General features: G+C 63.5%; 18 protein-coding genes. 16 read left to right on the top strand and 2 right to left on the bottom strand.

The genetic code is table 11. The features are described from left to right. The first annotated feature begins 219 nt into the window (after window positions 1-219). From FJ950_RS29040 to FJ950_RS28975, 14 genes are all read left to right on the top strand, one after another. Complete coding sequence (locus FJ950_RS29040; protein WP_140620628.1) at window positions 220-1,833, top strand: extracellular solute-binding protein; 1,614 nt, start codon at window positions 220-222, stop codon at window positions 1,831-1,833. A gap of 73 nt (window positions 1,834-1,906) precedes the next feature. Continuing rightward, entirely contained in the window at window positions 1,907-2,767 is an 861-nt protein-coding gene (locus tag FJ950_RS29035; RefSeq protein ID WP_015317068.1) for a carbohydrate ABC transporter permease, read from the top strand. Further along, the gene (locus tag FJ950_RS29030; protein WP_015317069.1) at window positions 2,764-3,723 is read left to right on the top strand and encodes a sugar ABC transporter permease; all 960 of its coding nucleotides are present in this window, start codon (window positions 2,764-2,766) and stop codon (window positions 3,721-3,723) included. Before FJ950_RS29035 ends, FJ950_RS29030 begins: the two co-directional genes overlap by 4 nt. After that, on the top strand, window positions 3,720-4,811 hold the full coding sequence (locus FJ950_RS29025; protein ID WP_015317070.1) for an ABC transporter ATP-binding protein: 1,092 nt from the start codon (window positions 3,720-3,722) through the stop codon (window positions 4,809-4,811). Before FJ950_RS29030 ends, FJ950_RS29025 begins: the two co-directional genes overlap by 4 nt. Window positions 4,812-4,814: 3 nt before the next feature. After that, entirely contained in the window at window positions 4,815-5,885 is a 1,071-nt protein-coding gene (locus FJ950_RS29020; protein WP_140620626.1) for an ABC transporter ATP-binding protein, read from the top strand. A 35-nt stretch (window positions 5,886-5,920) separates the two neighbouring features. Continuing rightward, window positions 5,921-7,018: a Gfo/Idh/MocA family oxidoreductase gene (locus tag FJ950_RS29015; protein WP_140620624.1), complete on the top strand. Its 1,098-nt coding sequence runs from the start codon at window positions 5,921-5,923 to the stop codon at window positions 7,016-7,018. A 43-nt stretch (window positions 7,019-7,061) separates the two neighbouring features. Beyond that, window positions 7,062-7,976, top strand: a complete 915-nt coding sequence (locus tag FJ950_RS29010; RefSeq protein WP_015317073.1) for a sugar phosphate isomerase/epimerase — start codon at window positions 7,062-7,064, stop codon at window positions 7,974-7,976. A gap of 55 nt (window positions 7,977-8,031) precedes the next feature. Further along, a complete protein-coding gene (locus tag FJ950_RS29005) occupies window positions 8,032-8,976 on the top strand; it encodes a substrate-binding domain-containing protein (protein WP_140620622.1) in 945 nt (314 codons plus the stop codon). Window positions 8,977-9,020: 44 nt separating this feature from the next. Continuing rightward, on the top strand, window positions 9,021-10,040 hold the full coding sequence (locus FJ950_RS29000) for an ABC transporter permease (RefSeq protein ID WP_140620621.1): 1,020 nt from the start codon (window positions 9,021-9,023) through the stop codon (window positions 10,038-10,040). Window positions 10,041-10,042: 2 nt separating this feature from the next. Then, window positions 10,043-10,825, top strand: a complete 783-nt coding sequence (locus tag FJ950_RS28995; RefSeq protein WP_015317076.1) for an ATP-binding cassette domain-containing protein — start codon at window positions 10,043-10,045, stop codon at window positions 10,823-10,825. Between the two features lie 10 nt (window positions 10,826-10,835). Further along, window positions 10,836-12,017, top strand: a complete 1,182-nt coding sequence (locus FJ950_RS28990) for an aldose 1-epimerase family protein (RefSeq protein ID WP_140620619.1) — start codon at window positions 10,836-10,838, stop codon at window positions 12,015-12,017. An 85-nt stretch (window positions 12,018-12,102) separates the two neighbouring features. Further along, window positions 12,103-13,185 carry a fatty acid desaturase family protein gene (locus tag FJ950_RS28985; RefSeq protein ID WP_140620674.1) on the top strand — a complete coding sequence of 361 codons (1,083 nt, stop codon included), beginning with the start codon at window positions 12,103-12,105 and terminating at the stop codon, window positions 13,183-13,185. Window positions 13,186-13,213: 28 nt separating this feature from the next. Continuing rightward, a complete protein-coding gene (locus FJ950_RS28980) occupies window positions 13,214-13,525 on the top strand; it encodes a MocE family 2Fe-2S type ferredoxin (RefSeq protein WP_023769541.1) in 312 nt (103 codons plus the stop codon). A 61-nt stretch (window positions 13,526-13,586) separates the two neighbouring features. Continuing rightward, window positions 13,587-14,387: a 3-methyl-2-oxobutanoate hydroxymethyltransferase gene (locus FJ950_RS28975; protein ID WP_140620617.1), complete on the top strand. Its 801-nt coding sequence runs from the start codon at window positions 13,587-13,589 to the stop codon at window positions 14,385-14,387. Here FJ950_RS28975 and hutH read toward each other — a convergent pair. Both hutH and FJ950_RS28965 read right to left on the bottom strand, forming a co-directional pair. Beyond that, entirely contained in the window at window positions 14,352-15,869 is a 1,518-nt protein-coding gene (hutH, locus tag FJ950_RS28970; RefSeq protein ID WP_140620615.1) for a histidine ammonia-lyase, read from the bottom strand. The genes FJ950_RS28975 and hutH overlap by 36 nt on opposite strands. Further along, window positions 15,866-16,867 carry an ornithine cyclodeaminase family protein gene (locus tag FJ950_RS28965; RefSeq protein ID WP_140620614.1) on the bottom strand — a complete coding sequence of 334 codons (1,002 nt, stop codon included), beginning with the start codon at window positions 16,865-16,867 and terminating at the stop codon, window positions 15,866-15,868. Before FJ950_RS28965 ends, hutH begins: the two co-directional genes overlap by 4 nt. Before the next feature lie 126 nt (window positions 16,868-16,993). Between FJ950_RS28965 and FJ950_RS28960 the strand changes: the two genes are divergently transcribed. Both FJ950_RS28960 and FJ950_RS28955 read left to right on the top strand, forming a co-directional pair. Continuing rightward, window positions 16,994-18,427, top strand: coding sequence for a DHA2 family efflux MFS transporter permease subunit (locus FJ950_RS28960; RefSeq protein ID WP_140620612.1), 1,434 nt, complete (start codon window positions 16,994-16,996; stop codon window positions 18,425-18,427). A gap of 271 nt (window positions 18,428-18,698) precedes the next feature. Then, window positions 18,699-19,492 (top strand): ABC transporter permease (locus FJ950_RS28955; protein WP_140620610.1); only part of this gene is annotated, 794 nt, incomplete at its 3' end.

Here is a 19,492-nt window from a genome sequence, read left to right as displayed (position 1 = left end):
CAACTCGTCCGGCACGATCGCGTCGGAAAGGGAGATCGCATTTCCCATCAAATCGACGCATTCGGAGGGGTCTATGAACCTTGGTATGACGCATTTCCTCGCTCTATGCGATGTTGTGATGTGTTTTGATTATTAATGATGTTGACAGCCTTCCGATCCTGCCGTCAATATCCCTCATGGGCTCGTGGAGGAAACATTGGGCCTGAGGGAGGAATTCCAATGTCTGATCTGATCCGCATCTCGCGGCGCCGGTTGCTGGCGTCCGGAGGAAAGGCGGCGGTGTTCGTGGCCGCTGCAGGTATCGCTCCGCAATTCATTCGTCCCGGCCGCGCCTTCGCGGCCGATGCGCTCGCACCTGGCATGATCGGCGGCCCGACGGGCTTTGATGGCGCCGAACGCTATCAATACGGTCCCGACACACCGGAGGGCCGCGCCATTGAGGCCGCCAAGGCTTTGAAGGGCGCCGGCAAGGCGCCGGCCAAGATCGTGCTTGGCCTGTCGGACGGCTCGATTGGCCAGCTCACCCAGCCTTTTCCGGCCGGGGCGCCGTCGATCAAGGAGCTGTGGGAAAAGGAAACCGGGATCCCGATCGAGATCGTCGGTCTGCCGAACGGCCAGGAATTCACCAAAACCATGCAGGACATCTCCACCAAGGGTGGGGCCTACGACATCTATTCGACCGAGTGGAATCGCCTTGGCGATCTCGCCGAGACCGGCGGCATCGCCAAGCTCGACGACTTCGTCGCCCAGTACAAACCCGAATGGGACGATCCCAAGACCGGCTATGTCGACGGCGCCAAGGGTGTATCGCTGCTCAACAAATATCGCGGCTCCAACTATGGCGTGTCGTTGGACGGCGACTTCCAAACCTGGGTCTATCGGACCGATCTGTTTGGTGACGAAGCCGAGAAGAAGGCCTTCAAGGACAAATACGGCTACGATCTGGCGCCGCCGAAAACCTGGAAGCAGCACGGCGATATCGCCGCCTTCTTCCAGCGTCCGGACAAGGGCCTGTTCGGCTCCACCGACCTGCGCAACCAGGGCTGGGGCTATACCAACTGGTACCAGCGCTATGTGTCGATGGCCTCGCCCAACCAGTTCCTGTTCGGCGACGACGGCAAGCCGCTGATCAATTCCGAGCATGGCATCGCCGCCACCAACGAATATGTCGAATCGCTGGTCCATCATTCGCCGGACGCGATCTCGTGGGGCTGGCCGGAGCAGTACGGCAATTTCGCCAAGGGCGGCGCGGCGATGACCTGTGCGTTCTCCAACCTGCCGAAATTCCTCGACAATGCCGGCAACAAGGACTCCAAGGTCACCGGCAAGATCGGCACGATGCTGCCGCCCGGCCGCGAGATCGACGGCAAACTCATCAGCCGCTCGGTATTGTGGTTCTCGCTGACCGGCATGGTCTCGTCGCAGTCGAAAAACCAGGAGGTCGCCTATCTCCTGCTGCAATGGCTGGGCTCGGCCCGCATCTATGCCTGGATGAGCGCCAACCCCGGCGGCTATCTCGATCCGTTCCGGCTTTCGGATTTCTCCGATCCGCTGGTGCGCCAGACCTACCACGCCTATCACATGGACGTGGTGCGCGAGACGGTCGCCCGCACGGTGCCGACCATCAACTATCCCGGCGCCACCGCCTTCCACAATGCGCTGGACGAAAACCTGATGGCCTCGCTGACCAAGGCCAAGACGTCGGAGCAGGCGATGGCCGACACGGAAGCCGAGTGGAAGAAGATCGCCCGGCGCATTGGCGAGGACAAATTGCTCGAAGCCATCAGGACCAACAAGGAGGCATGGCCGACCGTTCTCGATCCGATCAGCTGATCCATCTCCCTGGATCAAAGCCGGAGGGGAGGAGCATCCGCTCTTCCCCGGCGCCACCAGCAAAAGCAGCCAGATGAAGCGTTCCGTCCCCTTCGAGATATTCCGCTACGCCGCGATCCTCGCGGCGATGGCCGTCACGCTGGTGCCGATCCTGTGGATGGTGTCGATGGCCTTCAAGCCGATCGCCGAATGGTCGGCGACGGGAGCGGACCTGACATGGTGGCCGAAGAACCCGACGCTCAGCAATTTCCAGTTCGTGTTCGGCGAGTCCACCAACAATTTGATCGTCGCGCTCGACCGCACCGCGCTGAAGCCGATCCTATCGTCGCTTCTGTCGGCGGTATTCGGCACCGCGATCGCCATGTCGGCGGGCACCGCCGCCGCCTATGGCCTGTCGCGCTTCGGCTCCGGCCAGAACCTGCCGCTGGCGCTGATCCAGCTCAGGCTGTTTCCGCCGATGGCCGTCATGATCCCCGTCATGATCATGTGGGCCTTCCTCAATTTCACAGACAGCTGGTGGGGGCTGGCGCTGATCTACGGCATCGTCACGCTGCCGTTCGCTTTCTGGCTGATGAAGACCTTCTTCGACGACATGCCGCGCGAGATCGAGGAAGCCGCTTTGGTCGAGGGCTGCTCGCGGCTGCGCGTCTTCACCCGCATCACGCTGCCGATGATGCGCGCGCCGTTGGCGAGTGCTGCGCTCTTCGTCTTCATCCTTAACTGGTCGGACTATCTGATCGCGCTGCTTCTGACGACGCGCGAATGGGTGACGATCCCCGTCTACATGGCCTCGCTGTCCTCGTCGATGACCGGCCAGCTCTATGGCGCCAAGGCCGCACTCGGGCTGATCGCGGCGGTGCCGCCGGTCATCATGGGCATCGCCATCCAGCGCCATCTGGTGCGCGGGCTAACTTTCGGAGCGCTCAAGCAATGAGCGCGGTGGTTGCGACGATTTCGGAGGGTGAGATGGACGCGGCCCGCGCAAAGCCGGCGCTGCGCGACGAAGGCATGCGGTTGGGCTTTCGCCTGACCTTGCCGGCGCAGATCCTGGTGCTGTTCATCTCGGCCTTTCCACTCTTGATGCAGCTCTACATCAGCGTCACCGACTGGTCGCCACTCTCGGGCCTTGGCTGGTGGAACGCCTGGGAGATGTGGAACAGCTTCGCCAACTATACCGACCTTGCCGCCGACGCGCGCTTCTGGAGTGCGCTGAAGCGCACGGTCATCGTGATGGTCGTCTGCGTGCCGGCCGAGTTCCTGTTAGGCTTGGCGCTGGCGACGCTGTTCGCCGACGATTTTCCGGGCAAGCGCATCTTCTATTCGGTCCTCCTGATGCCGATGATGGTGGTGCCGGCGGTGGCCGGCTACATGTTCTTCATGCTGTTCCAGTCCGGCGGCCCGGTGAACGACATCCTGTCGGCAATCACGGGCACGCAAGTCACCATTGCCTGGCTGTCGGATCCGACACTGGCGCTGATCGCGGTGATGATCGCCGACATCTGGCAGTGGACGCCGCTGATGTTCCTGATCCTGCTGGCCGGCCTGGTCGGAGTGCCGGAGGACCAGATCAAGGCGGCAACGCTGCTCGGCGCCAATCCCTGGCAGCGCTTTACCACCATCGTGCTGCCGAAGATGAAGACGATCATCATCATCGCGCTGGCGATAAGGGTGATCGAGAACTTCAAGATCTTCGACACGCTGTACATCATGACCGGCGGCGGCCCCGGCGTCGCCACCGAAACGATCTCCGTCTACATCTACAAGGTCACCACGCAGGATCTGATCTGGGGCTATGTGGCGGCGATCGCGCTCGCCATTCTGGTCGTGCTCTCCATCGTCGCCGTGTTCGCCATGAAGCGCATGGCCCGGGCAAGGCAGGTGGCGGCATGAGCACGATCCAGCTCAAGCACCTCACCAAGACATTCGGCGACTTCACGGCGCTGAAGACCATGGACCTCGATATCGCCGATGGCGAGTTCATGGCTCTGCTGGGGCCTTCAGGCTGCGGCAAGTCGACGACGATGAACATGATTGCCGGAATGGAAGAGCCGACCAGCGGCAAGATCCTGTTTGGCGAGCGCGACATGGCCGGCGTGCCGATGGGCCGGCGCGGCGTTGGCTTCGTGTTCCAGAACTACGCGATCTTCACCCATATGACGGTGCGCCAGAACCTTGCCTACGGGCCAAGGATGCGTGGCGCCGCCACGGTCGAGATCGATCGTCGCGTCGGCACGATTGCCGAGCTGCTGCAACTGACGCCGCTGCTCGACCGCAAGGCCGACCGGCTGTCGGTCAACATACTGCAGCGCGTGGCGATCGGCCGCTCGGCAATCATGGAGCCGGCGATCTTCCTGCTCGACGAGCCGCTGTCCAATGTCGACGCCGCCTTCCGAGCGGTGATGCGCACCGAGCTGAAACAGCTGCAGCGCCAGTTCAAGCAGACCATGGTCTACGTCACGCACGACCAGCTGGAAGCCATGACCATGGCCGACCGTATCGCGGTCATGGACCACGGCGTGCTGCAGCAGGTCGGCACGCCGCTCGAGGTCTACAACAATCCGGCCAATGTCTTCGTCGCCCGCTTCATCGGCGCGCCGGGCATGAACCTGCTCAAGGGCCGACCTGCGGAGAGCGACCGGGGTCTGGTCGTCGATCTCGGGGCGCTGGGCATCACGCCGCCATTACCCGACGAACTGGCGGCGGCCATGCGTGGCGCACGCGACGAGGTGCTCTACGGCTTTCGGCCGGAACAGGTGGCCCTGGCGGAGAATGGACGCGGGCTTGCCATGCCTGTCACTTTCGTCGAGCGCATCGGCGCGCGCACCATCGTTCACCTCGGCCAGGGCGACGGCGCCGTGAAAGCGGTCTTCGACAATGATGTCGGGCTGTCGATAGGGCAAACCGCGGTCGTCGCACCCGCGGCGTCGTCAGTGCGGGTCTTCGACGCCGTTAGCGGCCTTGCGATGAGAGCGGGTTGAGCCATGGCCGACATCGTCTTCCGCAATGTGACGAAACGCTACGGCACGATGCTCGCCGTCGACGACGCCTCGTTCACCGTCAACGACAACGAGTTCTTCTGCTTCTTCGGGCCGCCGCTGTCGGGCAAGTCGACAATCCTGCGCCTGGTGCTCGGGCTGGAGACGCCGGATGCCGGCGAAATCCTCATCGGCGGCAAGCCCGTCAACACGGTGTCGCCAGCAGAGCGCAATGTCGCCATGGTGTTCCAGAACCTGGCACTGTTCCCGCATATGAGCTCGCTCGACAATGTCCGTTTCCCGCTGGTCGAGCGTCGGGTCGCCGAGGTCGATATCAAACGGCGCGTCGCCGATGTCGCGGCCAAGCTGCATATCGGCCATATTCTGCACAAGCCGCCGGCACTGCTTTCGGGCGGCGAGCGGCAGCGGGTGGCGATCGCCCGCGCCCTGGTGCGCGACCCCAACGCCTATCTGATGGACGATCCGATCTCGGCGCTCGACGCGCGGCTGCGCGAGGAAACGCGCGTCGAACTGAAGCGCATCCAGCGGGAGCTCGGCAAGACGCTGATCTATGTCACGCACGACCAGGAAGAGGCGATGTCGATTGCCGACCGCATGGCCATACTGGAAAGCGGAAGGATCCGGCAGATCGGCGCGCCGGCCGAGATCTATGATCGCCCGGCCAGCACCTACGTGGCGCGGCTGCTGGGGTCGCCTGTCATGAACATCCTCAAATCCGTTCAAGGCGAGGGCGGCATCGAGGCCGCCGAAGGCGCGATCAGCATCGCCGATCGCACGGCTCCGGCCGACGCCGCCGAGATCGGGCTGAGGCCGGAGGATATCAAGGTCAGGCCCTGGAGCGACACCGAGAAGGCGAGCCCCGGCCGCCCGGCGCGGGTGTTCGAGGTCGAGCCGCTTGGCGGCTATACCGTGGTGACACTCGCCGCCGGGCAAGCGCGGCTGAAGGCTTTGCTGCGCGGCCAGCCTGACATCAGGCCCGACGCGATGGTGGCGATATCCTGCGAGCCGGCGCGCGTGCATTATTTCGGACAGGGCGGAGGCGCGTTGGCAAGATGAACGCGGCCGCAAGGACAGGATTTCGGGAGGAAGGCATGACAGGCAAGGGCTTCGAGCCGGATGTGAAGGTCCGCACGAAGGAATATCGGATCGGCTGTGTCGGCGCCGGCATGATCATGGCCGAATGCCATCTGGCCGCCTATAAGGACGCCGGCTTTCCGGTCGTGGCGGTCGCCTCGCGTACCAAGGCGAATGCGCAAAAGGTCGCCGACCGTTGGGGTATCCCGACCGTCCACGACACCCCGGAACAGCTGATCGAGGATGCAGATGTCGAGATCATCGACCTCGCGTTTCCGCCGGACCAGCAGCCGGCGCTGATCCGCCATGCGCTGAAGCAGAACCACATCAAGGCGATCCTGGCTCAGAAGCCGCTGGCGCTGTCGGTCGAGGAAGCCGTCAAGCTGCGCGACGAGGCGGCGAAGGCCGGCAAGATACTCTCGGTCAACCAGAACATGCGCTACGACCAGTCGATGCGCGTGTTGAAGCAGATTATCGACAGCGGCGCGCTGGGCGACATCGTTTTCGCGCAGATCGACATGCACGCCATTCCGCACTGGCAGACCTTCCTTCAGGGCTACGACCGGCTGACGCTGGCCAATATGAGCGTGCATCACCTTGACGTGCTGCGCTTCCTCTTCGGCGATCCCGATGAGATCACGACGCTGACGCGCAAGGATCCGCGCACGACATTCGACCATTCCGACGGCATCACCGTCTCGACCCTGCGTTTCCCCACGGGCGTGCTGGCCGTGTCGCTGGAGGATGTGTGGTCCGGTCCGCGCCAGCAGGGCTACAAGGACGACCAGCACATCAACTGGCGCGTCGACGGCACCAAGGGCGTTGCCAAGGGCACGATCGGCTGGCCGACCGGTGCTGCTTCGACGCTGACCTATGCTTCGGCCGAAACGACCGGCGGCGAGTGGGTAACTCCCAGCTGGGAGACGATGTGGTTCCCGCATGCCTTCATCGGCGTCATGGAGCAGCTGCAGCACGCCGTGAAGACCGGTACGCCGCCGGCGCTCACCGTTGCCGACAACGTCAAGACCATGGCGCTGGTCGAAGCGGGCTATCGCTCGATGGCATCGGGCCGCACGGTCAAGCTTTCCGAAATCTCCACAAACGCAACTAACTGAAATCGCAGACAACTGAATCGCTTACAGGGAGGAATTCAAGATCATGATGCAGGCAGGTATTTTCACGGGCTATTTCCCGTACGGCCTCGAAGAGACGGCAAAGAAGATCCGCGGGCTCGGTTTCAACACGGTGCAGCTCGACCTGCACTTCAGGGATGTCGACCTGTCGGCTGGGCAGATCACCAAGGACAAGGCCAGGAAGGTGCGCGACGTCTTCCGCGACCACAACCTGCCGGTCTGCTGCGTGTCGGGCTACACCAACATCATCCATCCCGACAAGGCGGAGCGCGACAAGCGCGTCGGTTATCTCAAGGAGATCATCCGCAATGCGCGCGAGTTCGGCAGCCCTTACGTGATCTCGGAGACCGGCACCTACAACACCGAATCCGACTGGGTGCATCACCCCAAGAACAAGACCGAGGAAGGTTTTGAGGAATGCCGCAAGGTCATCGCCGATCTTGCCCAGACGGCTTACGACCATGGCGCGGTCTTCCTGCTCGAAACCTATGTCAACAACGTCGTCGGCTCGGTCGAGGAGACGGTGAAGATGTTCGCGCAGGTCGACCATCCAGGCCTTGGCCTGCTGATGGACCCGACCAATTATTTCGAGACGCACAACATCGACCGGATGGACCAGATCCTGAACCAGGTGTTCGACACGCTGACCGACAAGATCAGAATAGCGCATGCCAAGGACGTCAAGCGCTCAGGCGATGACAAGTCGGAGAAGCACGCCGACATCGGCGATGCCGACGCGATGGAAAGCCATACGTTCCGCGGGGTTGGCGAAATCGAACTGCCGGCGCCCGGCCTTGGCTCGCTGAACTACGACCTCTACCTCCAGCGGCTGGCCGAAAAGCATCCGAACATACCGGTGATCATCGAGCATCTGTCGGAAGACGACGTGCCGCGCGCCAAGACATTCCTCGACGGGAAATTCCGCGCCAACGGCCTGTGACGGCTAGCCGCGCCACCAGTGCACGGCGGCGCGGCTTCAAACAAGGGAGGAAAGAATGTTGAAATTCGCATTGAAATTGGCGGCCGCCGCGACAGTGCTCGCCGGCGTCGCCCTTGGCACGGCGGCGCAGGCGCAGGACGGCCAGAAGACCTTCTATCTCTTGTCGCATGGCGGTCCGTCGGATGCGTTCTGGATCGACTGGAACGCCGGTGCGACCAAGGCCTGCGACCAGCTCAAGGTAACCTGCAAGATTTCCTTCAGCGGCGGCGACATGGCGGCGCAGAAGGAAGCCTTCAACTCGGCGCTTGCCGCCAAGCCCGACGGCATCGCCACCACGTCCGCGCAGCCGGGCCTGTGGACGGAGGAGGTGAAAGCAGCCAAGGCGGCTGGCATCCCGATCGTGTTCTTCAACACCGACGATCCGGCGACAGGGCGGCAGGCCTATGTCGGCGCGGACCTGAAAGAAGCGGGTGTCATCTGGGCCAAATATCTGGTCGACCACAAGATGGTGAAGCAGGGCGACAAGGTTTTCCTGCCGGTCGAGGTTCCCGGCGCCAGTTACCAGCAGCTCGAGACCGAGGGCATCGCCAGCGTTTTCGATCCCTTGGGGATCAAATATGACGTGGTCGATTGCGGCACCGATCCGGCTGGCATCATCGCCAAGATGACCGACTACATGGTCGCCAACAATCCGCCGGCGATCATCGCGCTCGGCGATTCCGTCGCCGCCAGCGTCAAGCGCGTGTTCGATGGCGCCGGCGTGCCGGCGGGCAAGATCCCCGTCGTCGGCTGGGGCAATTCGAAGGAGACGGCACAAGCCGTCAAGGACGGCTTCGTCAATGCCGCCGCCTGGCAATATCCCTCTGCGCAAGGCTTCATGCCGGTGGCGCTGCTCGGGCTTGCCGCGTCAGGCGAGCCGATCGGCTACGACATCCACACTTTCGGTCTCTACGACGCCTCCAGCGTCGACCCGATTCTGAAGCTTTACGACAAGAAATGAGAAAAACAGCGCCCGCCGGAAAAGCGGCGGGCGTCTTTTCAAGCATGGTTCAAGCAGTCATGACAATTGCCGCAGAAGACGAAGTGCCGGGGGTGAAACGCAGATCGCGCCTGCTGCGCTCGCCGCAATTCTCCTCCTTCGTCATCCTCCTCATTTTGCTGGCGGTATTCGCGGTCGCCGACGCCAATTTCCTGTCGCCGCTCAACATCTCCAACATGATGGCGTTCCTGCCCGAGCTCGGCATCATCGCACTCGGCATGACGCTGCTTTTGACGGCAGGCGAATTCGATCTTTCCGTCGGCGCGGTGTTTGGGCTGGCGCCGGTGGTGGTGATGCTGCTGGTGCAAAATGGCGGGGTGGATATAGGTGTCGCGCTTCTGGCCGGGCTGCTGCTTTGTATCGCGATCGGCGCGATCAACGGGCTGATCGTCACCAAGATCGGCATCTCCTCCTTCCTGGTGACGCTGTCGATGTTGCTCGTCGTGCGCGGGGCAGCGCTTTACATTACGCAAGGCTTTCCGCTGAAATCCTGGGACCAGCCGGGCTTCTTCGTGACGCTGCTCGCCGGCAGCTTCAACATCGGCTCGTTCCGCTTCTACACCTCGCTGTGGTGGTTCATCGGCCTCTCGCTGTTTGCCATCTACATCCTGCGTTACGCCAAGCTCGGCAACTGGATCAGCGCCATCGGCTCCAATCGCAACGCGGCGGTGGCGCGCGGCGTGCCGGCCGATACGGTCAAGATCTGGCTGTTCATCGCGACTTCGGTGCTGGCCGGCCTTGCTGGCATGATCAGTGCCTTCCGCATCTCGGCCGCGTCACCGGTGGCCGGCACCGGCTATGAGCTGGAAGTGATCGCCATGGTGGTGGTGGGCGGCACGGCACTGACCGGCGGACGAGGCACCATCCTCGGCACCATCGTCGGCGCGCTGATGCTGCGCGCCATCCGCAACGGCATCGTACTGATCGGCGTGCCGGGGCTCGCCTACAACATCTTTGTCGGCCTCATCATCCTCGCCATGCTCATCCTGCACGCTTTGCTGCAGAAGAACGCCGCAAGGGGCTGACGATGGTGCAAGAAGTACTTCGGCTGCAGAAGCTGCAAAAGTCCTTCGGCAGCGTGCGCGCGCTGAAGAACGCCTCGCTGACACTGCGGGAAGGCGAGGTGGTGGCTCTGCTGGGCGACAACGGCGCCGGAAAATCGACGCTGATCAAGGCGATCTCGGGTGTCTTCCCTGTCGATCGTGGCGACATCTTTGTACGCGGCGAAAAGGTTTCGATCCGCTCGACTCGGGATGCGATGGACCTCGGCATCGAGACCATCCATCAGGACACCTCACTGGCGCCTGATCTCAGCATCGCGCGCAATCTTTTCCTCGGCCGCGAGCCGGTCAACTTCGGCTGGCTCGGCGTGTTCGCGCCGCTCGATCTCGCGAAGCTGCGCAAAGCCGCTTCCGAACTCCTCAAGCGCGTCGGCATCTCGAAGAAACTCGACGCTGATGCGCTGGTCTCGACGCTGTCGGGCGGCGAGCGGCAGTCGATCGCCATCTCGCGCGCCATGCAGTTCGCCGCCAAGGTGATCATTCTCGACGAGCCGACCAACAATCTCGGCGTCGAGGAAACCCACGGTGTGCTGCGTTTCGTCAAGGAGGTACGCGACGCCGGCCATTCGGTGCTGCTCATCACCCACAACATCCACCATGTCTTCCAGGTCGCCGACCGCATCGTCGTGATGCGGCGCGGCGAGATCGTCGCCGAACAGACGGTCGCCGACACCGACCTCCTGACCGTGGAAAGCATCATCACCGGCGCCGACATGTCGGCCTTGCTCAAGGAGGCGAGGGCAAAGTGAAGGGCGTCGCATGGTAGAGCTTTACGGCAAGACGCTGTCGCGCCGGCAAGTGGCCGAGCGGTCAGGCCAGCTGTCGCAATTCGCGGGCGTGCGGCTGATGACGCTCGGCGACGGGTTGGAGCGCGGCATCCGCATGCTCGAATTCCGCACCGGCTCGGGCCTGCGCTTCACCGCGCTCGTCGACCGGGCGCTCGACATCGCCGATTGCGACTTCAAGGGCCAGGCGATCGGCTGGCATTCGCCGAGCGGCTTTCGCCATCCGGGCTTGCACGACTATGAAGGGGAAGCGGGGCTGGCCTGGGCGCGGTCCTTCTCGGGCCTGCTCGTCACCTGCGGCCTCGACCACATTCTGGGGCGGGAAGAAGTGCCGGCCGAGAGCTACAACTATCCGGGGAAGAAGACGGTGCTTCATTCGCTGCATGGTCGTGTCGGTACCATCCCGGCGCGGCTGACCGGCTATGGCGAGCGCTGGGAGGGCGACCGCTGCGTGCTGTGGGCAGAAGGCATCGTGCAGCAGTCGGCGGTGTTTGGCGAGGATCTGCATCTCACTCGCCGCATCGAAGCCGATGTCGGGGGTAACGAGATCCGGCTTTCGGACCATGTCGTCAACCACGGCTTCAACCGCACCCCGCATATGTATTTCTACCATGTCAATGTCAGCCATCCCTTGCTCGACGAAGGCTCCCGTTATCTGGCGCCGATCCGCGACGTCGTCTGGGCCAGCCATGCCGGCGAGCGCTACGAGGTGCAGAGTGTCGGCTATCGCACGGCGCCGGCACCGCAACGGCACTTCAGGGAGCAGGTCTGGCAGCACGAAATGGCCGCCGACGCCCATGGCGAGGTTCCGGTGGCCGTCGTCAACGACCGGCTCGGTCTCGGCTTCGAAGTGGCGACCCGCAAGGACCAGTTGCCGTGTGCCTACCAATGGCAGAATTTCCAGGCCGGGCAGTACGCGCTGGGGATAGAGCCATCGACCCACCATGTGCTCGGCGATCTCGCTGCCCGCGAGCGCGGTGAGATGATCTGGCTGGAGCATGGCGAAAGCCGGGCCTACGACGCGGTGTTCCGCGTCCTCGACGGCAAGGAGGAAATCGCTGGCGCCGAAGCCAGGATCGCGGATATCGCCCGGCAGCCCGAGCAGGATTATCCTCAGCCTTCAGAAAATTTTCCAAGACTGGCCGGCAGGACATGAGCGCGACATTTATTCAAAGCAAGCCCTCCGGCCGGCGGACCGGATTGCCAGCGCTGCGCGACGATTGGAGGCCAATTTGACGACGATGGCGAAAAAGCGCGACTACAGCCTGGTCGGCGAAAGCACCAGGGCAGCGATCGAGACCGGGCTTGCCTCGGCCGAGTGGTACCACACCGACGTGCCGCGCAAGGCGATGAAGGAGTTGATGCAGCGTTCCGACGGCCCGGCGATCCGCGACACCATCATCTGGATTGTCGCGATCCTGGGCTCGGCCGTGGGTATCGTCCTGTTCTGGGGTTCGTGGTGGGTGGTGCCGTTCCTGTTCGTCTATGGCGTGCTCTACGGCTCGTCGAGCGACTCACGCTGGCACGAATGCGGCCATGGCACGGCTTTTCGCACGCGCTGGATGAATGATGTCGTCTACCACATCGCCTCGTTCATGCTGATGCGCAATCCCGTGCAATGGCGCTGGAGCCATGCCCGCCACCACACCGACACCATCATCGTCGGCCGCGACGCCGAGATCGCGGTCATGCGTCCGCCGGACCTGTTGAAGGCGGCGCTCGCCTTCACCGGCATTCTCGACTTTCGCTATTCGCTGCCGACGCTGGTGCGGCAGGCATTCGGGACGCTGTCCGACGAAGAGAAGAGCTATATCCCCGAGATGGAACAGCATAAGGCCGTGGTCGCGGCCCGCTGGCATGTCGCGATCTATGTGGCGACGATCGCCCTCGCGATCGCGCTGAGGTCATGGATACCGCTGGTGCTGATCGGCCTGCCGCGCCTCTACGGCACCTGGCACATGGTGACGACTGGCCTGCTGCAGCATATCGGGCTCGCCGACAATGTCGTCGACCATCGGCTGAACACGCGCACCGTCTACATGAACCCGATCAGCCGGTTCATCTACTGGAACATGAATTACCATGTGGAGCACCACATGTTCCCGATGGTGCCGTATCACGCGCTGCCCAGGCTGCATGAACTGATCAAGCACGATCTGCCGAAGCCCAATCCGTCCATGTGGCACGCCTACCGCGAGGTCTGGCCGGTCCTGCTCAGGCAGCTGAAATACGAGGACTATTACCTTAAGCGCGAACTGCCGCCGACGGCCAGGCCCTATCGCGGTGAGTTCCACGAGGTCGATATGTCGGCGGCGGCCGAGTAGCGATCGCGAATGTCCGCAGGAGATAGAGATGGCCGATTGGGTTGAAGCGTGCGCGGTGGACGATGTCGAGGAAGAGGATGTCATCCGCTTCGACCATGGTGGGCGGACCTTCGCGATCTACCGCTCGCCGGATGACGAGTTCTTCGCCACCGACGGTTTTTGCACGCATGAGAAGGCGCATCTGGCCGACGGGCTTGTCATGGACGACATCATCGAATGCCCCAAGCACAATGGCCGCTTCAACTACAAGACCGGCCAGGCCAAGGGCGCGCCGGTCTGCGTCAATCTCGCGACCTATCCGGTGAAGATCGAAGCCGGCAAGGTGATGATCCAGATCTGAAGCGGGGGTAAGATCAATCGATCCGGCACCGCGACGGCAAACAATAGAGGGGAACGCTTCAATGAGCCGAAAGAGACCGACCGTCGCCGATTTGCGCGCCATGAAAGGCAAGCGTCAGCTGACCATGCTGCGCGTGCTCACCCTGGACGAGGCGGAAGCCGCCGAACGGGCAGGGGTCGACATCGTCTCGGTGCCGCCGGAACTGGTGCTCAACCCGCAATATCGCGATGCCGCTCCCAGCCTGTTCACCATGCCGGGCGAGAATTTCTTCGAGATCGGCACCGCTGACGATTTCGTCCGCTGGGCCTTCCGGCTCTACAAGGCGAGCGCCGACGCCGTCTATTGCAGCGCCGGCTACGCCACCATCAAGCGGATGGCCGATGACGCCATTCCCGTCATCGGCCATGTCGGCCTCATTCCTTCCCGCGCGACCTGGACCGGCGGCTTCAAGGCGGTCGGCAAGTCCGCCGATACGGCGATGCAGGTGTTCGAAGCGGTCAAGCAACTGGAGGCTGCCGGTGCGATCGGCGCTGAGATCGAGGTGGTACCAGTCGAGGTGGCGAAGGCGATCTCGGAGCGCACCTCGCTGATCATGCTGTCGATGGGCGCGGGTACCGGCTGCGACGCGCAATATCTGTTCGCCGACGACATTCTTGGCCAGAACCGTGGCCACATGCCGCGCCACTCGAAGATCTACCGCAATTTCGCCGCCGAATACGATCGGCTGCAAGCGGAGCGGGTGGCGGCATTTTCCGAATATGTCGCCGACGTCAACAGCGGCGCCTATCCCGAGGACCGGCACATCGTGCACATGGACCCGGCCGAGCTACGCCTGTTCCTCGACAAGGTCGGCCGGGGCTAGGATCGTTTGCCATTTGCCGCCGGCGAGCGCTGCGTGGAGTGCTTCCGCATCGACGCCGAGCGGCCGGTCCTCGTTGAGCGCGGGGACGAGCGCGCGTACCGCGGTGTGGACGGCTGATGTGCGTGGCGCCAGCGTCAATCTCTCGCGCAGGTCGACGGCTTGCGCCGCCGCCATCAATTCGAAGGCGATCAGCCGCCGCCACAGCGCGATCATGTCGGCGCATTTTGAAACCACCAGCGGCGTCTGCGTGGCGTGATCCTCCACGCCTTCCGAAACCGGCAGGAAGTCGAGCATCACCGGATTGGCCTTGTGGCGGATGGCGGCCAGGATCGACGTCACCGTCTTTTGCAACGGCACCAAACCGGCCGAGGCGCCACCGACCGGCGACAGATATTTGGGCAGGCCGCTGCGGCCCGAACCGGTGAGCTGGATGAAGCGGGCGGCACTGGCGGCGGCACATTGAGCGATCGCCAGGCTTAGCGCCTCGAAGGCGAGCGCCAGCGAAGCGGTGTGAAAGTTGCCCGTCGACAGCACCAGCTCGTCGTCGCTCAGAACCAGCGGGTTGTCGGCGGCGGCATTGAGTTCGGTCTCGACGGCGCGTCTTGCCTGGCCGATCGCCTCGATCAGCGCGCCATGGATCGAGGGCATGCAGCGGATCGACAGCGGGTCCTGTATGGTGGTGGGCGCGGGCGCTTCGTCGCGGGCGAGAAGATCATGCAGCGCCTTGGCGGCTGCCTGCTGGCCGGCGGCGGGCCGCGCCATGTGCAGGCGGGGGTCCAGGATGGTGCGGTTGGCGCCGAAACCTTCCATGGTCAGCGCGCCGGCCTGGTGCTGCTGGGCAAGAGCCGACAGCGCGTCCGTGACCGCAAGCGCGCCGCCGCCGGCGGAGACGGCGGAAGCGTTGATCAGCGACAGTCCATCCTTGGGCGCCAGGCCGATGGGGCCGAGGCGGGCCATCATCAGTGCCTTGACCGCTGGCATGCGCCTTCCCTGATAATCGGCTTCACCTTCGCCGATCAGCAGGCGGGCGATCGCGGTCATCAACACCAGGTCGCCGGCGCCAATCGAGCCGAGCGACGGCATCACTGGATGGACGCCGGCGTTCAGGACTTCGACCAAGGCAACGAACACGGCGGGCGACAGGCCGGAGCCACCGGCCGACAACATTGTCAGACGGGCAAGCATGGTGGCGCGCACGGCCTCGACGGGCAGCGCTTCGCCGACCGCCCCGCTGCGGCCCTCGAGCAACTGGCGCTGGAAGGCGCTGGCGTCACCCTCGACCGATGTGCGAAGATTGGCGCCGAGCCCGGTGTTCAGGCCGTAGATCTGCTGGCCGGAGGCCGCCGCCTGGTCGAGCACCTTTCGCGCCTTCTCCAGCCTGCCGATGACATTGGCTCCGATCTCCACCTTGCGTGCCTCGCGGGCGACGGCGGCGACATCGTCGACACTGACGCCGGCCCCGGTGAGGACGAGCGCGCTCATGCGAAGCGCAGCCTTTGGCCAATGCCTTGCGCCTGCGCCTTGGCCAGCATCGCCTTGCCGAGCGCAATGTCGGAGAGCGACAGGCCGCGATGCCAGAAGAGGATGGTTTCGTCGTCGCTCTGCCGTCCCGGCCTGAGGCCGGCGGCGATCTGGCCGAGTTCGGCATGCAGCGTCTTTTCGCTCAACCGCCCGGTCTCGACATGCGCGCGCAGCGAACCGAATTTGCCGCCCTTGCACTGGCCCCAGTCGTCGACGACCATCTTCTGCATGATGTCGGTCAGCGACAGCTCCACCGCGCTCATCGTGCCATAGGGAATGACAAGCGCGCCCGGCTTGATCCATTCTGTCTTCAGCAGCGGCTGCGGCTCGGGCAGGCGTGAGGCTTCGACGACGATGTCGGCGCCCTTGACGCAACTCTCCCAGTCGGCGACCGCGGTGACGGGCTTGCCGAGGTCGGCGGAGAGTTTTGCGGCAAAGCCATCGCGGCTTTCGGGGCGACGCGAATGGACGCGGATCTCATCGAAATCGAAGAGATGGTCGAGCAGGCGCACATTCCAGTACGCGGTGCCGCGCGCGCCGATATGGGCGAGCACCTTCGCGTTGTTGCGCGCCAGGTGCTTGGCGCCGATGGCGGTGACGGCGCCGGTGCGCATGTCGGTGATGACCGTGGCGTCGAGAATGGCGCGCGGCGTGCCGGTGCGTGGATCGAACAAATTGAGGATGCCGAATTCCGAGGGCAGGCCGTGAAGATAGTTGTCGACATAGTCGCCAACGATTTTCACGCCGGCCGTATCGAGCGGCGCGACGTAGCCCCGCAAGACGTTGAAATGGCCGTGGAAGGATGGGTCGGGTTCGAGGTGGACACGCGGCTCGATCACCGTCTGGCCCTTGCCTTGCGCAACGAGCCCGGCCTCGACAGCGTCGATGATCTCGCCATCGGCCATGGCAAGCGCTTCGATGTCGAGGGCGTTGAGGTAGTCGATATAGATAGGCTTCATGCGCGCACGGTTCCTGTTGTTTAAGACCGAGGCCCGTTCATTCCATAACAGGCGGCGATACGACACGAAAGTTTGTTGGTCCATCTCTGGACGCAGTTGGCTAAATGTTGTTGAAACCGACCCGACATGACGGCCATTCCCGAAAATGAAGCCTTGCCCGAGACAGCCACGAATTCGCGGCGCGTGGCGCTGATCGTCGCCATCGCCTTCTTCATGCAACTGCTGGATTCGACGATCATCTCGACGTCGCTGCCGCAGATGGGCGCTTCCTTCGGCGTGCCGGCGGTGGCGATGAGCATCGGCATCACCGTCTACATGCTGACCATGGCGGTGTTCGTGCCGCTGTCGGGGTGGCTCGCCGACCGGTTCGGCGCGCGTAACATCTTCCTCGCAGCCATCGCGCTGTTCACGCTGGCGTCGCTCGCCTGCGGCTTCTCTGGAAATTTGACCGAATTCGTCGTTGCCCGTGCCGTGCAGGGCCTGGGCAGCGCCTTGATGACGCCGGTCGGCCGCATCCTGGTCCTGCGCAACGCGTCGAAATCCGAATTGCTCAACGCCACGGCGCTGATCACCTGGCCGGCGCTCTTCGCGCCCGTGGTCGGCCCGGTGCTTGGCGGTTTCATCACCACCTATCTGTCCTGGCACTGGAATTTCTTCATCAACATCCCGCTCGGCGCGATCGGGCTGGTGTTGGTCGCCCGCTTCATACCGGGCGATCGTGAAGCCGATCCCAAGCCGCTCGACTGGCCGGGTTTTTTCCTGACGTCGCTGGGGCTCGCCTGCCTGCTCTATGGTCTCGAGCGCATCGCGCATCCGGAGGATGGGGCCTTGCCGGCGGTGGGACTGATCGCGGCGGGGATCGTCGTCGGCTGGCTAGCGGTGCGCCATCTGCGTTGCGCGCCGCATCCGCTGCTCGACCTCTCCTCGTTCAAGGTGCAGACCTTCGCCATCTCGACGCTTGCGGCCGGCACCATCTTCCGGGTGGCGATCAATGCCACGCCGTTCCTTTTGCCGCTGCTGTTCCAGGTCGGCTTCGGCCTATCGCCCGTCGATGCCGGCATGATGATCCTGGCCTATTTCCTTGGCAATCTCGGCATGAAGACGGTGACCACGCCGACGCTGCGTCGCTTTGGCTTCCGCTCGGTGATGGTCATCAACGGCATCATCGCCTCGGTGTCGATCATGGCCTGCGCGGCGATCTCGCCGCAGACGCCGCAGGCGCTGGTGGTGGCGCTGATGCTGATCGCCGGCCTGTCGCGCTCGATGCAGTTCACCGCGCTCAACACGCTGGCCTTCGCTGATATCGCCGCCGCGCAGCGTAGCTCCGCGGCGACCTTGTCCTCGATGCTGCAGCAAGTGGCGATGCTGTTCGGCGTCGCGGTGGCGGCGGCGATCCTCAACCTGTCGCAGATCGCGAGAAACCGGCCGGCGCTCGACCTCGTCGATTTTCGAGCAGCCTTCCTGCTGATCGGCATCATCGGCCTGGTGGCGTCGTTCCGTTTCCTGGTGTTGCCGAGAGGTGCCGGCGCCGAGGTTTCCGGCCACGTTGCCGGGAACTGAAATCGAATTTTCCGCCAGATCGCAGGGTTAAATTCCGTCTTCGCCTTTCGCCTTGGTGTTGTGCTTTCGCCAAGCGCCGAGACGGTGCAAACAATGGCCAAAAGTGCAGGAGTTTCCAGGCATTGCGCCAGATTCGGCAATCAATGCGTCCACTTTGCGAATCTCATCGCCACCTCACGTTTTGAACGCGGATTCATTTGACGAAGCGGCGTTGAGCCGATTAGCTTTCTCTCCAGGGGTGGCAGCACTGCCACCGGGGTGAAAGCAGACAATGAACATGGCCGGCTGGCTGAACTTCAGAAGCCTGAATCAGGAAGGCATTGTCTTTGCCATAGCGGTGGTGCTGTTCGTTGCCGCGGCTATAGGCCTGCCAGGCTTCATCGATGCCAACAATCTGGTCGCCATTATCCGCTCCGTCTCGGTGCTGGGTATACTGGCGCTGGGCATGGCTGTCGTCATCATCGGCCGCGGCATCGACCTGTCGGCGGTTGCGATCATGGCCATGTCGGTCGCCTGGTACCTGCAACTGCTCAACAGCGGAACGCCGGACGGGCTCGCCTTCGCCTATGTGCTGGCCGGCGTGCTCGCCATCGGCCTGCTCAACGGCTTTCTCGTCGCCTACGCCGATGTACCGGCGATCTTCGTCACGTTGGCGACCGGCTCCTTCGTCTTCGGCTATGTCCGTTCGCAATTGATCACGCAGGACGCCGTGCCGGTGCCGCAGGGCCATTGGGTGGAACTGCTCGGCGGTCTGCGCTTTCTCGACGTCCCGATCGAGGTGTTCGTCTTTGCGGGGCTGGCGTTCCTGTTCTTCCTATTCCTGCGCTGCACCAAATGGGGCCGCTACATCTATTTCGCCGGCGACAATCCGGTCGCGGCGCGCAATATCGGCATTCCGGTGCGGCCGATGCTGGTCCTGCGTTACGTGCTGTCAGCATTCGTCGCCCTGATCGCCGGCCTTTTGACCGCGGCCAGCCTGCATTCGATCAACACGCGTGTCGTCAATTCGACGCTGCTTTACGACATTGTGCTGGTGGCGGTGATCGGCGGCATCGGGCTGTCGGG

The sequence above is a fragment of the Mesorhizobium sp. B2-3-14 genome (assembly GCF_006442175.1).
Lineage (GTDB): Bacteria > Pseudomonadota > Alphaproteobacteria > Rhizobiales > Rhizobiaceae > Mesorhizobium > Mesorhizobium australicum.
The sequence above is the reverse complement of the archived record's forward strand: the minus strand, read 5'-3'. Positions and strand labels throughout refer to the sequence as shown.

Excerpts from the sequence above, each read along its gene's own strand:
- FJ950_RS29040 (WP_140620628.1), top strand. The coding sequence starts at position 220 with ATGTCTGATCTGATCCGCATCTCGCGGCGCCGGTTGCTGGCGTCCGGA.
- FJ950_RS29035 (WP_015317068.1), top strand. The coding sequence starts at position 1,907 with ATGAAGCGTTCCGTCCCCTTCGAGATATTCCGCTACGCCGCGATCCTC.
- FJ950_RS29030 (WP_015317069.1), top strand. The coding sequence starts at position 2,764 with ATGAGCGCGGTGGTTGCGACGATTTCGGAGGGTGAGATGGACGCGGCC.
- FJ950_RS29025 (WP_015317070.1), top strand. The coding sequence starts at position 3,720 with ATGAGCACGATCCAGCTCAAGCACCTCACCAAGACATTCGGCGACTTC.
- FJ950_RS29020 (WP_140620626.1), top strand. The coding sequence starts at position 4,815 with ATGGCCGACATCGTCTTCCGCAATGTGACGAAACGCTACGGCACGATG.
- FJ950_RS29015 (WP_140620624.1), top strand. The coding sequence starts at position 5,921 with ATGACAGGCAAGGGCTTCGAGCCGGATGTGAAGGTCCGCACGAAGGAA.
- FJ950_RS29010 (WP_015317073.1), top strand. The coding sequence starts at position 7,062 with ATGATGCAGGCAGGTATTTTCACGGGCTATTTCCCGTACGGCCTCGAA.
- FJ950_RS29005 (WP_140620622.1), top strand. The coding sequence starts at position 8,032 with ATGTTGAAATTCGCATTGAAATTGGCGGCCGCCGCGACAGTGCTCGCC.
- FJ950_RS29000 (WP_140620621.1), top strand. The coding sequence starts at position 9,021 with ATGGTTCAAGCAGTCATGACAATTGCCGCAGAAGACGAAGTGCCGGGG.
- FJ950_RS28995 (WP_015317076.1), top strand. The coding sequence starts at position 10,043 with ATGGTGCAAGAAGTACTTCGGCTGCAGAAGCTGCAAAAGTCCTTCGGC.
- FJ950_RS28990 (WP_140620619.1), top strand. The coding sequence starts at position 10,836 with ATGGTAGAGCTTTACGGCAAGACGCTGTCGCGCCGGCAAGTGGCCGAG.
- FJ950_RS28985 (WP_140620674.1), top strand. The coding sequence starts at position 12,103 with ATGGCGAAAAAGCGCGACTACAGCCTGGTCGGCGAAAGCACCAGGGCA.
- FJ950_RS28980 (WP_023769541.1), top strand. The coding sequence starts at position 13,214 with ATGGCCGATTGGGTTGAAGCGTGCGCGGTGGACGATGTCGAGGAAGAG.
- FJ950_RS28975 (WP_140620617.1), top strand. The coding sequence starts at position 13,587 with ATGAGCCGAAAGAGACCGACCGTCGCCGATTTGCGCGCCATGAAAGGC.
- hutH (WP_140620615.1), bottom strand. The coding sequence starts at position 15,869 with ATGAGCGCGCTCGTCCTCACCGGGGCCGGCGTCAGTGTCGACGATGTC.
- FJ950_RS28965 (WP_140620614.1), bottom strand. The coding sequence starts at position 16,867 with ATGAAGCCTATCTATATCGACTACCTCAACGCCCTCGACATCGAAGCG.
- FJ950_RS28960 (WP_140620612.1), top strand. The coding sequence starts at position 16,994 with ATGACGGCCATTCCCGAAAATGAAGCCTTGCCCGAGACAGCCACGAAT.